The 13,525-nt window shown below is 43.9% G+C and carries 13 protein-coding genes and 1 pseudogene; 3 read left to right on the top strand and 11 right to left on the bottom strand.

What is annotated here, in order from left to right:
- The first annotated feature begins 79 nt into the window (after positions 1–79).
- Together BM283_RS09805 and BM283_RS19985 are read left to right on the top strand one after the other, a co-directional pair.
- Positions 80–319 (top strand): ISAzo13-like element transposase-related protein, encoded by a 240-nt coding sequence (locus BM283_RS09805; RefSeq protein ID WP_368086426.1) that lies wholly within the window; start codon positions 80–82, stop codon positions 317–319.
- A 184-nt stretch (positions 320–503) separates the two neighbouring features.
- A pseudogene (locus tag BM283_RS19985) lies at positions 504–726 on the top strand (RNA polymerase sigma factor); the annotation flags it as partial.
- Positions 727–1,112: 386 nt separating this feature from the next.
- Here the strand turns inward: BM283_RS19985 and mnmE are convergent.
- From mnmE to rpmH, 5 genes are all read right to left on the bottom strand, one after another.
- Complete coding sequence (gene mnmE / locus BM283_RS09815; RefSeq protein ID WP_090692535.1) at positions 1,113–2,468, bottom strand: tRNA uridine-5-carboxymethylaminomethyl(34) synthesis GTPase MnmE; 1,356 nt, start codon at positions 2,466–2,468, stop codon at positions 1,113–1,115.
- A 151-nt stretch (positions 2,469–2,619) separates the two neighbouring features.
- Positions 2,620–4,359, bottom strand: coding sequence for a membrane protein insertase YidC (gene yidC / locus BM283_RS09820; RefSeq protein WP_090692537.1), 1,740 nt, complete (start codon positions 4,357–4,359; stop codon positions 2,620–2,622).
- 46 nt (positions 4,360–4,405) lie between these two features.
- Positions 4,406–4,615 (bottom strand): membrane protein insertion efficiency factor YidD, encoded by a 210-nt coding sequence (gene yidD / locus BM283_RS09825; RefSeq protein ID WP_090692540.1) that lies wholly within the window; start codon positions 4,613–4,615, stop codon positions 4,406–4,408.
- Positions 4,603–4,962: a ribonuclease P protein component gene (gene rnpA / locus BM283_RS09830; protein ID WP_090692542.1), complete on the bottom strand. Its 360-nt coding sequence runs from the start codon at positions 4,960–4,962 to the stop codon at positions 4,603–4,605. Before rnpA ends, yidD begins: the two co-directional genes overlap by 13 nt.
- A gap of 45 nt (positions 4,963–5,007) precedes the next feature.
- The gene (gene rpmH, locus BM283_RS09835) at positions 5,008–5,142 is read right to left on the bottom strand and encodes a 50S ribosomal protein L34 (protein WP_090692545.1); all 135 of its coding nucleotides are present in this window, start codon (positions 5,140–5,142) and stop codon (positions 5,008–5,010) included.
- A gap of 282 nt (positions 5,143–5,424) precedes the next feature.
- On the opposite strand from rpmH, the gene BM283_RS09840 reads away from it, so the two are divergent.
- On the top strand, positions 5,425–5,880 hold the full coding sequence (locus tag BM283_RS09840; protein WP_254776315.1) for a DUF5658 family protein: 456 nt from the start codon (positions 5,425–5,427) through the stop codon (positions 5,878–5,880).
- A gap of 47 nt (positions 5,881–5,927) precedes the next feature.
- Here the strand turns inward: BM283_RS09840 and BM283_RS09845 are convergent, their stop codons facing one another.
- From BM283_RS09845 to BM283_RS09870, 6 genes are all read right to left on the bottom strand, one after another.
- A complete protein-coding gene (locus tag BM283_RS09845; protein ID WP_254776316.1) occupies positions 5,928–7,268 on the bottom strand; it encodes a TolC family outer membrane protein in 1,341 nt (446 codons plus the stop codon).
- Between the two features lie 2 nt (positions 7,269–7,270).
- A complete protein-coding gene (locus tag BM283_RS09850) occupies positions 7,271–8,623 on the bottom strand; it encodes an HlyD family type I secretion periplasmic adaptor subunit (RefSeq protein ID WP_090692547.1) in 1,353 nt (450 codons plus the stop codon).
- A gap of 140 nt (positions 8,624–8,763) precedes the next feature.
- Positions 8,764–10,518, bottom strand: coding sequence for a type I secretion system permease/ATPase (locus BM283_RS09855; RefSeq protein ID WP_090692549.1), 1,755 nt, complete (start codon positions 10,516–10,518; stop codon positions 8,764–8,766).
- A 204-nt stretch (positions 10,519–10,722) separates the two neighbouring features.
- On the bottom strand, positions 10,723–11,622 hold the full coding sequence (locus BM283_RS09860) for an NAD-dependent epimerase/dehydratase family protein (protein WP_090692551.1): 900 nt from the start codon (positions 11,620–11,622) through the stop codon (positions 10,723–10,725).
- Positions 11,615–12,556 carry a glycosyltransferase family 2 protein gene (locus BM283_RS09865; RefSeq protein WP_175492093.1) on the bottom strand — a complete coding sequence of 314 codons (942 nt, stop codon included), beginning with the start codon at positions 12,554–12,556 and terminating at the stop codon, positions 11,615–11,617. Before BM283_RS09865 ends, BM283_RS09860 begins: the two co-directional genes overlap by 8 nt.
- 3 nt (positions 12,557–12,559) lie before the next feature.
- Positions 12,560–13,525, bottom strand: a complete 966-nt coding sequence (locus BM283_RS09870) for a glycosyltransferase family 2 protein (protein ID WP_090692554.1) — start codon at positions 13,523–13,525, stop codon at positions 12,560–12,562.

Here is a 13,525-nt window from a genome sequence, read left to right on the forward strand (position 1 = left end):
GCCGTGATGACGCATATCCAACTCAAAGTGGACAATGGCCCGCAAAGCAGCGGGGGTGCGCACCCGGTTCCTCAAGCGCATGGTGGAGTTCGCTGGTGCGACCGGCAAAATTATCCAACTGCTGTACTATCCGCCATACCACAGCAAGTACAATCCCATCGAACGAGGTTGGGAAATTTGGGAACAGCATTGGGATGGAGCCCAACGGGTGGATACCGCAACCATGCTGGCATGGGCGAAAAGCATGATCTGGAGAGGTAGCCACCCGATGGTAAAATTGAGCCGCAGGCTCTACCAGAAAGGCGTTTCTCTAAAGTGAGCTTGCAAGTTATTCTTTTACCTTTGTTAATTTAGGCCTGCCCTGAGCTTGCCTCTTCACTTCTCAATAGAATCAGAAATTTTTGCAGCTTTTCGTGTCCCCAGGAAATGATTCGAATTCTGCATTAAAGTAAACCATTCTGGCTACTCGTCGAGAGTTTTCTGATTTTTAGAGCAAGGTTGAACTGCGTGCGTATAAGCAGGCGTTGTTTGCTGTACAGGACGAACATGCGGCATTGGACATTGTGCAAGATTCAATGATGAAACTGACCGAGAAGTATGCAGACAAATTCGCCTGAGGAATTGCCACTGTTGTTTCAGCGTATTCTGCAGAATACCATTCGTGTTTACTATCGACGGCAGAAAACGCGATCAATATGGATGACGCTATTTTCGTCATTCACATCTAATTCCACTTCCGAATAAAAAAGTTAATAATTTTTTATATAAAAGAATTAATTACAAGAGATTACATAACCCTATAATTAATATTTCTATTGAGAATTAGAATAAACAGGATGAGCAAAAAAATGAAAATCATGAACTGTTTGTCTTTGAGGACAATATTTTCGCTGATTTGAATCCGCCATCGAAGTTTGAAATTGTTTTGCTTGAAAATGCGCCAAAACCACCTAATAATGTCACTTTAACTCAATTCCTCAGAAATCTTCATTTCTTAAATTAGGTGCAACCCCATGTTTCTTATCGGAGAAGAGGGTTTTCGGGCTGGCACTAACTATAGGATGGTATATCAGTAGTTTTGTGGAATAAGTTGGAATCGATCGGAAGAGTAATTATTTTCCAATGCAAAATCGTGAAAAAATCTCACCCAATAAATCATCAGCAGTAAATTCTCCTGTAATTGATGACAATGCGGTTTGTGCCAACCGTAATTCTTCCGCCAATAACTCTAATTCTCTTCCGTTTTCCACCCATGGGATTGCATTATCAAGATGTGTTTTAGCTTTATTCAGCGCTTGGAGATGCCGTTGTCGTGCCAAGAATATGCCTTCACCTGCGATATTGGATTGCCAACCGATTATCTCAAGCATTTTCATGCGTAATGATTCTAGGCCAGCGCCTGTTTTAGCTGAGAGATGAACAATAGGTTTGCCTGGCTCCTTCTCGATTCGAGCACTTTCATTTAATAAATCGATTTTATTAAAGACCGTGAGTAGCGGCAAGCCGACCGGCAAGCTTTGCAATATTTGCTGATCTGCATCTGTCAGGCCATAACGGCTATCGATCAGCAATAGTGTCAGGTCTGCTTTCTTGATCGCAGCATGAGTACGAGCGATGCCACTTTTCTCAACAATATCCGTAGTTTCTCTCAATCCAGCGGTATCGATAATATGCACCGGTATGCCTTCAATCTGAATCAATTGTTGAATGGTATCGCGCGTTGTGCCAGGTATTTCTGTCACAATGGCCACTTCATCCCCGGACAACCGGTTCATCAGGCTAGATTTACCGACATTAGGCTGCCCAACCAGCACGACCTTTACTCCTTCTTGTAGCAGACTGCCTTGGCGGGATGAAATTAGAACGCGTTCCAGTTTTCCACGAATATCCTGCAATCGCGTTGCTGCATGGGCCGATTCCAGGGAATCGATTTCTTCTTCTGGAAAATCGAGCGTGGCTTCGACCAGCATGCGCAAATCGATTAATGCTCGCACCAATGTTTGAATAGTGGCAGAAAACTCTCCTTGCAAGGAGCGCATGGCGCAGCGTGCGGCATCTGCCGTAGTCGCGTCAATTAGATCCCCTATGCTTTCAGCTTGGACTAGATCAAGCTTATTGTTAAGAAAGGCACGTAGTGTAAATTCGCCTGGTTCAGCTAATCTGGCACCCAATTGAAGGCAACGCGACAAGAGTAAATTGATAACAGCCGGACCACCATGACCTTGTAATTCAAGTACATCTTCACCGGTATAAGAATGCGGAGATGGATAATAAATGGCGATACCTTGGTCGATCATATGGCCATTCTCATCAAGAAAATAACTTAAATGCGCATTACGGGGATGAGGAATTGAATCAAGAATGGCTTTAGCAAGAGATTGCAAATTTCTGCCGGAAATACGTATCACACCAATGCCTCCTCTTCCAGGCGGCGTGGCAATGGCAGCAATGATGTCATTGCTAAGCATATGATTCTTCTAGGTAAGGCTTTAAACCTTACTGTTTAAGGAAATAAATATGACTTGCTATTAATGTTTGTAATAACGAAGCTTTTCTAAAGATAGAGTGAGCGCTTATGCAACATAATACATAATACGCTCACTTCTATAGAACAACTTTTTAAGATTTTCTTTTTTCTCTTACTTTCTTTTTGTCTACTGCTGGTGCAGCAGGTTGTCCATACATTCGTGTTATCTGCCACTGTTGGGCGATTGATAGCACATTGTTTACTAATGAATATAATACGAGACCAGCCGGGAAGAAGAAGAAAAATACACTAAACATGAGCGGCATGATCTGCATGACTTTAGCCTGTATTGGATCAGTCGGCTTGGGATTCAATTTAAATTGAATAAACATTGAGATCCCCATCAACACCGGTAACACGTAGTAAGGGTCAGGTGAAGACAAATCCGTAATCCACAATGCGAACGGTGCATAGCGTAGTTCAACAGCGGCAAGCAACGTCCAGAACAGAGCAATAAACACCGGAATTTGTACCAAGATAGGAAGACACCCACCCATCGGATTAATTTTTTCTTCTTGGTAAAGCTGCATCATTGCCTGGTGCATTTGTTGGCGATCGCCCTTGTATTGTTCCTGGATACGTTGTAGCTTCGGTGTCACTAAACGCAGTTTAGCCATGGACCGATAACCTGCCGCTGACAACGGGAAAAATAAAATCTTGACCGTCATTGTCAGAAGGATGATAGCAACCCCCCAGTTACCAACCCATTCATGGTAAAACGAAAGTAGCCAGAATAATGGTACAGCAATCACTGTAAGCCAACCATAATCAACTGTCAGCTCCAAACCGGGTGCCAATTCTGCCAATTTGTCCTGTTCCTGTGGCCCCTCATACAGTGGCATCGTTATGCTAGTTGTTTGACCGGGTGCAATGGTACCAACCGGTGCGATTACACCAGCCGTGTATAAGTTATCACTTATCCGTTTTGCAAAATACTCTCGAGGTGTTTTTTGTTCTGGCAGCCAGGCTGAAACGAAATAATGCTCCAGCATAGCGATCCAGCCATTATCTGCATTTTGTGGGTAATCTGCTTTATTTTTATCTAAATCAGAAAATTGAATTTTTTGAAACTTCCCATCCTCGGTATAAATAGCAGCGCCCAGATAAGTAGGAATCATCATTGTCTCGCCTGCGGGTGGCGCGTTATCCCGCAATATCTGGAAATAAGCAAATGGTCGTATAGTCGCTTCTCCCAGATTTTTCACTTCAAATTGAACATCGATGACATAGCTACCACGATGGAAAGTGTAGATCTTAGCAACTTGTATGCCGTTTACTTCTTGAGCAATAAGGCGAACGACAACCTTGTCTTGATCAGCCGCTAAGCTGTAATTATGCGTATCGGAATCTAGCTTGTATTCCGTCTTATGATTGGGCAGACCATCTCCAATCAGGCCTGATTGTGCCACGCTAATACGGGAGCCTTGACTTTGCAGCAATGCATAAGGAATTTCTTTATTTTCACGGGATAGATGTTTGAGTAATTCCAGACGGCGAAGATCTCCTCCAACAGTATCAATCTCTGCTATCACCATATCAGTAACAACTTTAACTTGCTCGCCTGTTGCCAATAAACGTGGTGTCACAGCTGATGGTGCCTCTTCAGCTCCTGGTACCTGTGCAGTATCTGATTGAGAAGAAGCGAGTGTATCGCCCGGAACAGGTAGCGCATCATGGCTCTGCTGAGACTGTGCATTTTCAGTGATAACTGTACTGGCTGCTGGACCAGCTGCCAATTTATCCAGTCTATCCCGCTCCTTTACCCATGCATCCCAAAGAAATAGCAACGATGTGCTAAAAATGATGATCAATACAATTTTTTTTGTTTCCATCTTAATCTAGTCAAACTAGTTATAGCGATAATCTTTTTTAAAGTTTTTAGGGAACAGGATCATAACCACCATGATTCCACGGATGACAACGTAAAATACGACTTATGCTCAATCTCATTCCTTTGATAAGCCCATATTTTGTCAGCGCCTCGCTTGCATAATTTGAACAAGTTGGGCTAAAGCGACAGGAAGGTGGAAAAAAAGGACTGATGCAATATTGATATAGCTTGATAAGACCTATCATCAACCGTAACATTGTTTTGTCCTAAGTTTATGTATTAGCATTTCAGCTTCCTGCCAGATACGAACAGAGTCAATCTGAGTTAATGAGCGCTGTAGCCGAAAAACACAGTCCATTTTGTCCAACTCTTGCTGGTTCCTACGAAATACCTCCCGCAGCAATCGTTTTAAACGATTCCGCTTGATTGCATGTCGCTCCAGCTTCTTTGCAACGATCAGTCCTAGCCGTGGATGATCCAAATTGTTCGGTTTTACACAGAATTGGAGAAATTCACCACTAACCGTGCACCTAAAACGAATAACAGCCTGAAACTCCGTTGCTTTATGCAATCGTCGTTTCTTAGAGAAAGAATAATTCCTCACCTATCCATTCGATAAAGGTGTGCGCATCTTTTTATGAATTGTCTTCTAGACACTCAAGCGAGTTCGGCCTTTGGCTCTACGCGCACGAATGACCGCTGCGCCACCGCGGGTTCTCATGCGTACAAGGAAACCGTGTGTACGTTTCCTGCGAATAACAGATGGTTGGTATGTACGTTTCATTGTGTTTTATAGGTTATTAATTAATTGGATAATTACTTACTCAATAGAACCGCATATTACAACCTGTTATGGGCATTGATGTCAACTTTATTTTCATGATAAACACCATAAAGACTTGACTGATAACGCTAACTTTTTGTAATACCTGTACATCAGTACACTTGAACTAGCTCAACATTACACAAATAATCTCTATTCATGATTATTTTGCTACCATTTTAACCATTTGCAGCGGAGCATAATTTTGTGCTTGTTGTTGAGAGTGCATACTTTTTGATTAACATGAAGACAATAATTGATCAGCGGTCGCGGGATCGTCGAGCTAACATCCCTTTTTTCTGCCTTTATCACGTGGGGATCAAGAAAGGAAGACGTATTTATAAGCGACGCTCAGGTGCAGGGGCCGCTTATGTTGATTCATATGCGCCCCATCTTGTGTTATGCACAATTGCAATTGTTTTACTAAGTGCGATGGATGCCTTACTAACGCTTAATATTCTAGCTAGGGGAGGAACAGAGCTTAACATCTTCATAGCAATATTGATGGAAGACAGCATAGAAAAGTTTGTTCACTTCAAGCTCGCACTTACTTCATTGGCGCTGATCTTTCTTATTATTCATCATAACCACCAGCTGATTGCGAAACTCCAAGTCAGGCATTTGCTCTACTTGATATTGTTTGGTTACCTCACGCTAATCGGGTACGAAATAGCGCTACTGACCATTCATAACACTTAATAAACAGCTCAACCTAAATTTCTGAGGCAAGCAAAAAATGATGGTGATCAATTTTTTGCAACAAAATAGGTTGCAACCTTTTCTAGATCTTCCAGTATCAGCGTGCCTGCCGCTAGACGCAATCTTAGATAAGCAAGCAGATAATTATACCGGGCTTCTGCCAAATCTATCTGTGCGGAAAAAAGCTGGCTTTGCGCATTCAACAAATCAAGATTGATGCGTACGCCTCCCTTGATGCTTTTCTCGGTGGCTTGTACTAGTAAAAGCGCTGAATCAACAGCTAAATCTAGTGATTCTATTCGCCGAATACTACTTTGCAGCAACTGATATTGCCTACGCAATTCCACAAGAACCCTATCACTCAATGCATCCAGATCAGCCTCTGCGCGCGCTTTGTTTGCTTGTGCCTGATTAGTAGTCGCAACCACTCGCCCACCTGCATACAACGGTAAATTGACTTCTACACCTACCGTCCCAAATTGTGCATCCCGATTAGGGAAAAGAAACGATGCCGCATTCTGTCTGTTCAGGCTTGCAACCAAGTCAACGCGAGGTGCATGGCCAGCACGACTTTTCTTTACCTCAAGTTGATTGGATGTCACGAGATGCCGTTGGCTAACTAACTCAGCATTTCGCTCCATAGCTAGCTCACGCCAGCTCTCAAAATCAGCCGGGTAAATTGGCTGTACTTTAAAATTACCTGCTAATGAATCAAGCTGCACCGCTTGTTTGCCTATTATTGCCTCCAAAGCCAGTCGCGCAACTTCCAGTTCATCTTGTGCTTCAATCACTTTCGCCTGTGATAAAGCATGTCTGGATTTCGTCTCAATCAAATCTGTCTGAGTACCTTCGCCTCGCCTCAGCATATTCTCATTGACATGTTTTAACTCTTCTAGCGCATTATGTTCTGCTTTGGCTAGATTCAGTCGATCTTGAGCAAGCAGCGTATTGGCATAGGCTTCCATCAACCGGACGATAAGTTGATGACTCTGACTGATTAATTTAGCCTCGCTTGAATTTGCACGCGCATAACCTTGATCGTAGCCAGCTACTGCTTCCATATTAAAAAGCGGTTGTCGCAACGTTAGCGTAGTGACCTGACTATCAAAATTCAGAGAAGATGTAGGCGCATTAGCTGTACTTTGCGTTCCTCGGCTCCAGGACTGTAAATGAGTAATAGACAAGGTCGGCAACAACCCAGATCGTCCAAGCGCGATTGATTGCTGACCAGCTTCATTTTCATGGATTGCTGAACGAAAGGTCGGGTCATTCATCAAGGCTGCCTCATAAGCCTCTAATAAACCCATTGCCTGAACGCTCCCTACCTGCCACGCTAAGGTAAGCGCAACAATTGATAATAAAGATGGCTTAAACACACGCAGCGGCACGGCTAATCTTCCACAAGCGTTTTATGAATTCGATCGAGAAAAGGTTTCAACATGTAATTCATCAGCGAACGTTCCCCGGTTTTTACAAAAATTTCTACAGGCATCCCAGCCCGTATTTGAAATTCAGCAAGCAGTTTCATTCCTTCTGGTTTGACCTTGGCTTTTAATTGATAATAAGGATTACCCGTTTTTTCTTCGGTTAAACGATCTGCTGATACATGCGTCACAAACCCAGGTATGCGTGGAATTTTATTTTGATTAAAGGCAGTAAATATGAAGTCCACGTCAAGACCCGCATGCACTTTGTCAATAAGATGAACGGGTACTTGCCCTTCGATGACTAGCAAATCTTCTGTCGGGACAATATCCATCATATTAAACCCTGGAGCGACCACTCCTCCACGCGTGAAGATATTGATTCCTACAACCACACCATCCACTGGGGCTTTTACTAACACGTTAGCCAATTCAAAATCTTGTGCTAAGAGGCGACTATCAAGCGATTCAGCTTCTCGTTGAATATCTGTCAATTGCTGTCGAACCTCTTTTTGATACTCCTCCAGACGCTGGATTCGGTGGAGATTGAATTCTGAAATTTGACGCTGAGTGCGACCGATATTACCGGTATCAGCAAAAATATCACTCATTAATTGCGCATGTGTACCCTCTAGCTCAAGTACACGATTGCGTGGGACATAGCCATCCTGCGCTAGTTCTCGCATATTCTCAAGCTGCTCTTTCAGAAACTTCAACTGTTGTTGTTTACTTGCACGCGAAGATTCCAGATTGCGCAATTGGACACTCAAGCCCGCGATATTTTCATCCAGTGCGGCCAATTCGTGCTTCAGCGCAGATTGCCGCGAAGTAAATAACTGCTTCTGCAAGGCAATGTTACTGCTTACACGAGGATCACCTGTTGCAGAAAGCAGAAAGGGTGGAAACTCGATTTCAGCTTTATTATCACGCTCGGCAATCAGCCGCGCTTCGACTGCTCTGGCGGAGATGAGCTGGGCGCGCGTTACTTCTGCCTGTGCTTTAACCTGCACATCATTCATTTTTACGAGTACCTGCCCAGCCTTGACGACATCCCCTTCTTTTACCAGAATATCATCCACGATACCGCCAGTCTGATGTTGAACTGCTTTACGATTCGTAGCTACCATAACCGAGCCAGATAGCGGTACCCCTTTATCTAAAGGTGCAAATGTTGCCCAAAGTAAAAAACCGCCCACCCCAACCAGCACGATCCACCAACCAAGACGAGCATGGCTTGCTTCATCCGTCTTGACTGGGTTTGCCATATCTATTACTGCAGAGTCAGTCACTTCTTTATCTTTCTGACTAATGAGCTTCATATCTCTCTATTTCCTGCACAGTCACGTCATTTGAGAATGTTTTCAAATTTTCTTGAGGGTTCATTATTTCACTGCTTACCAGCCATGTATGATTATGATCAAAGTTAAACCAGACTCATCGCTCATGCATTTACTCTATATTAAGCAGTCTGAGCACTTTTACTATCTTGCTCCTTAGCCTGTCGTTGCGCTAACAGCGCTTTTTGTGCCTGTTGCTGTTTGCCCAATTCGGCCAGAATCTGGTCAGTTGGCCCAAACATCTGGCGCACACCATCGCGTAATAACAGTAGCTTGGTAGTGGCAGCAATAATACTCGTCCGATGAGTGATTAGAACGATTGTTTTACCACGTTTACGTAAGTCGACAATCGCTGCCAATAATGCTTGCTCACCGACATCATCCAGATTTGAATTAGGTTCATCCAGCACAATCAGTGATGGATCACCATACATCGAGCGCGCCAAGCCAATACGCTGCTTCTGTCCACCTGAAAGGCCGCTTCCACCATCACCCAGTAAGGTGTCATATCCCTTAGGCATGCTCAGGATCATTTCATGGACTCCTGCTCGCTTAGCTGCCAGGATCACTTTCTCAGATTCGATCTCACCGAAACGCGCAATATTTTCACTAATGGTGCCAGCAAATAATTCTATATCCTGCGGCAAATAACCAATATGGGGCCCCAGTTCATCCTTATTCCACTGATATACATCTGCGCCATCGAGTCGCACTTTACCTGCTGCTGCAGGCCATACTCCCACCAGCAATCGCGCAAGAGTTGACTTACCTGAGCCGCTTGGACCAATAACACCCAATACCTCCCCAGCGGCAATACTAAATGCTAACCCTTTGATAACAGGAATTTTTGAATTTGGCGGAGCCGCCATAACATTTTCAACCGAAACTACACCAGCTGGTTGGGGCAATGACATACCAGGCTGACGGAGAGGATTCTCTTCGAGTAATTTTGTCAGCCGTTCATAGGCATTACGCGTACTCCCGAATTGTCGCCAGACACCGATCAGTAGCTGTACCGGAGCAATTGCCTTTCCCATTAAAATCGAGCCAGCAATCATCATGCCGGCAGAAATGCTGTTATCCAGGACCAACAGCGCACCTGCTCCCAGCATCAGTGATTGTAATGTAACCGAAGCCGTTTTAGTTAAGGCACTGACTAAGCCTGATTTTTCACTTGCTTCTGCCTGTAAATTCAGAAATTTACCATGCAGTTTGTACCAGCGCGCCTGCAAGTTGGGCAGCATGCCCATGGCTTCAATTACCTCTGCATTACGCAAATTATTGGTGGCCAATGAGGTCGATGCTACTGCCATAGTGCTGGCTTCCGCGAGGGGTTTTCGTGATACTTGCTCGTTAATATAGGCGAGCAACACTAACACAGCCGTGCCGAACAGAGCAAGCACACCCAACCAGGGGTGAAACAGAAAAATGACCAGCAGATAGATTGGAAACCAGGGCGCATCAAAAAAAGCAAATAAGGCCTGGCCTGTCAGAAATTGGCGTAAATTGGTTAAATCTTGTAAGGACTGACCCGCATTACTATTCCCTTGGCGTAAACTTTGCTCAAAAGCTGCGGTATAGACACGTTTGTTCAATTTCATATCAAACTGTGCCCCTACTCGTATCAGAACCAAGCTGCGAATATACTCCAACGCACCCATGAATATAAAAGCGCCCAGCATGATCAATGTTAGCATCAACAATGTCATTTCGTTGTGGCTTGTCAATACGCTGTCATAAAGTTGCAACATATATAAAGGCTGCATCAGCATCAGCAAATTAATTACTGCACTGAAAACACCAACGGTACGAAATGTGCGCTTAAAGCTGATTAATACCTCGGCAAGTTCGTTATAAGGCGTATTTTTTGCTTTCATCTAAAATAGATCAATGAGTGCCAAAATTTCTAGGACTAACAATATGCCAGAAAAATCAGCTGCTCTGTTATAAAAAAAGGAATACATTTTGGAATATTTCTTAGCTTGACTAAAAAGCAAATTTACTATTATTTTTTAGCAGAGCAATGATAGGGTAATTTACGATATCTCTCTCTCGTAAAAGAATGTTTTTTATATCAGCCATTAAGGTAAATCCTCTTTCGCCAGCATGAACGGCCGAGGAGTATAGCCAAAATCACGTGCTGCCTCTACGCACTCAAAAACCAAATCACGATTCATTCGTTCAGCCATTGCTACTGTCCAATGACGATAACGCGGTAATTTTTGCAAAATACTTACTGCTAACTGATAAATCCAGTGAGGTATCGTTAGTAAATAAGGAGGCTGGTCCAATGCTGCGAAAACTCGTTTGATCATTTCACGATAAGTAAGTTTCTCCCCCCCGCTGATATTATAGGCTTGATTGACTACTTTACTTGCTAAAAAAGCAGCAAAGCAGGCAGCAGCAACATCTTCTACATGAACCGGCTGGCGCAAACCATGTGCATTGCCAAGTAACGGGAAGAATTTAAAGCGGCGAATAAATCGGGCTATTTCGGAGACATTTTTATCGCGACCTTGTCCGTAAATAAGTGTCGGACGCAGAATAATCCATTCTATCCCGTACTTTTCAGCCCATACACGTAAATTTGTTTCTCCTTCAGCGAGATGTTGTGCTATTTCCTTTTCTCTTTTATCAGAAGAATTATCTTTGGTAAAGAGACTTGTTGAAGACAATACCACAATTCTCCGTGCCCCATATGCTATCAGAAAATCAAAATAAGTCGGTAATGTCCAGATCGGCGCCAGATACAGCCACGAAGTAATTATTTTACCTTTTGACCCAGATTGTCCCATCTTTTTTATTATGGACTCATGATTAAGCTGGTACCAAGTTACCGTCGGATTGTGTTGCATAATTTCAGCTTCAACCTGGTGGCGGGAAAATGCCGCTGCCTGCCAGCCATGTTGCTTTAACAACGACAATACGCACTGCCCAACAGAACTGGTCGCGCCAAATACCCCCATGTATTGATCAGCCACGACGCAATCTCGCTAAACTACCAAGATAGCCGATCAAGTGAAAGGTTACGACTGCTGCAAAACGCATCCATACCCCTACAAAGATCAGCCACATCAAAACTCTGGGATATTGATCATGAAAAAATTTTCGGTAAAAAAGCATCATCCCTCTGTGTTTATGCCAAGCAACAAAAATCGGGCGGGGCTGGCTGCATACGCCCTTATAGTGCAATACCTGTACATCGGAAACAAACAGTATCTTCCAGCCTTTTTGCCGGAAACGCATGCACAAGTCGAGATCTTCGCAATGCAGAAAATAACCTTCGTCCCATCCGTCGACAGCTTCTAGTGCTTCGCGCCTAACAAGCATCATAGCACCTGATGTGGCTTCCACTTCCACCAGTTTGTCAGGCAGCGGCTTTTTGTGCAGATGAAAGTCGGGAAATAATTTCGGCCAGAAATTTTCCAGGCGATACAAGCCGGAAGCGCGCACAAAAGCACGCCAGGGGGTGGGGATGTCGCGGCGTGCGCCACCTTGTTCCGTACCATCTGGATTGATAAGCTGGCCTCCAACCATACCAAAGCCAGGGTCTGATTCAAGTACGGAAAGCATGCGTTGCAGCGACTGTTTTTGAGGTTCGCAATCCGGATTGAGAAACAGGATGTAAGGTGCTGTTGAGGCCTTAAAGCCAATATTGCAGGCAGCAGCAAAGCCCAGATTAGCATTATTTTGTATCAGCTTAATACGTGACTGTGCTGGAAATCTTTCCGCTAATGTTGTAATGCTGGCATCGGTTGATGCATTATCAACAATCACTATTTCTTCAACTTCTCCTGCAATGGCTGAAACGCAGGCTGTGAGAAATGAACCCGCATTATAATTCACAATAATGACCGAAACTGGCAGCCTCGCATCATCGCATTGATTGGAAGAGTCTTTTTGCAGCGTAATCATGTATTAATAACGATCGCGGGATAGCCAGCACATCAGGCGTAATAGTTCGAGTGACGAACAGACACGCTGATGCTGAATTTTTCTCCGTTTAATCAAGTGAGGAGCTAGTTGGCTGAATGCATCCCATTTGGCGCGTACATAGGGATGGAAGCGGCCGGATAGCGCGAATACAAAACCAACATAGAGCGTCATGATCAGATGAACCGGTAAAAATAGAACCATCAAAGCTATGGGCATGTTTTTAATAAAAGTCCAGGTAAGATTACGGTGTCCATAATAGATTGAAAAAGCGCTTGATCGACCGGTTATTCCCGAACCCACATGATTTACTTTGGCATCAGGCAATAAAATGCATGTCCCGCCCGAAAGACGTAATCGAAAACCAAGATCAACATCTTCTGAGTAAGCAAAATATGATTCATCAAAACCTCCAAGTTGAAGGAAAGTTTTGGTGCGATAAACGGCGGCGGCAGCGCATGCTGAAAAAACCTCCACTGGTTTTATGGGTGTGATTGTACAAGGTGCATTATGCCCGCTGCGCCAGTGCAACCCAGATATATGATAGGTATCACCTATGCCGTCAAGCAGTGACGGCTGTTCTGCCTTGATCAGGGTGCATGCAAAGCAGTCAATCTCAGGTGTCGCAACAATATTTTTTGTGATTATTTCCAGGCAATCCGGTTCAGGATAGGCATCAGGATTCAGCAGAAATAACCAATTGCCTTGAATATAACTTGTTGCGGCCAGATTATTAGCAGCTGCAAAACCAATATTCTTGTCAAGGCGGATAAGATGGCATGGGAAAGTGGTATCCTTAGCCGCCAGCCAGGAGCTATCTGTGCTATGGTTATCGATCACAATGGCTTCAAAATTCTGGTAGGTCTGCTCTGATAAGGCGTTCATGACTTTAGAGAGCATATCACCGGAATTATAGTTGACGACGATAATGGATATGAGAGGTTTGACCAT

Source organism: Nitrosomonas sp. Nm34, from assembly GCF_900113925.1.
Classification (GTDB): domain Bacteria; phylum Pseudomonadota; class Gammaproteobacteria; order Burkholderiales; family Nitrosomonadaceae; genus Nitrosomonas.

Excerpts from the sequence above, each read along its gene's own strand:
- BM283_RS09805 (WP_368086426.1), top strand. The coding sequence starts at position 80 with ATGGTGGAGTTCGCTGGTGCGACCGGCAAAATTATCCAACTGCTGTAC.
- mnmE (WP_090692535.1), bottom strand. The coding sequence starts at position 2,468 with ATGCTTAGCAATGACATCATTGCTGCCATTGCCACGCCGCCTGGAAGA.
- yidC (WP_090692537.1), bottom strand. The coding sequence starts at position 4,359 with ATGGAAACAAAAAAAATTGTATTGATCATCATTTTTAGCACATCGTTG.
- yidD (WP_090692540.1), bottom strand. The coding sequence starts at position 4,615 with ATGTTACGGTTGATGATAGGTCTTATCAAGCTATATCAATATTGCATC.
- rpmH (WP_090692545.1), bottom strand. The coding sequence starts at position 5,142 with ATGAAACGTACATACCAACCATCTGTTATTCGCAGGAAACGTACACAC.
- BM283_RS09840 (WP_254776315.1), top strand. The coding sequence starts at position 5,425 with ATGAAGACAATAATTGATCAGCGGTCGCGGGATCGTCGAGCTAACATC.
- BM283_RS09850 (WP_090692547.1), bottom strand. The coding sequence starts at position 8,623 with ATGAAGCTCATTAGTCAGAAAGATAAAGAAGTGACTGACTCTGCAGTA.
- BM283_RS09855 (WP_090692549.1), bottom strand. The coding sequence starts at position 10,518 with ATGAAAGCAAAAAATACGCCTTATAACGAACTTGCCGAGGTATTAATC.
- BM283_RS09865 (WP_175492093.1), bottom strand. The coding sequence starts at position 12,556 with ATGATTACGCTGCAAAAAGACTCTTCCAATCAATGCGATGATGCGAGG.
- BM283_RS09870 (WP_090692554.1), bottom strand. The coding sequence starts at position 13,525 with ATGGTCAAACCTCTCATATCCATTATCGTCGTCAACTATAATTCCGGT.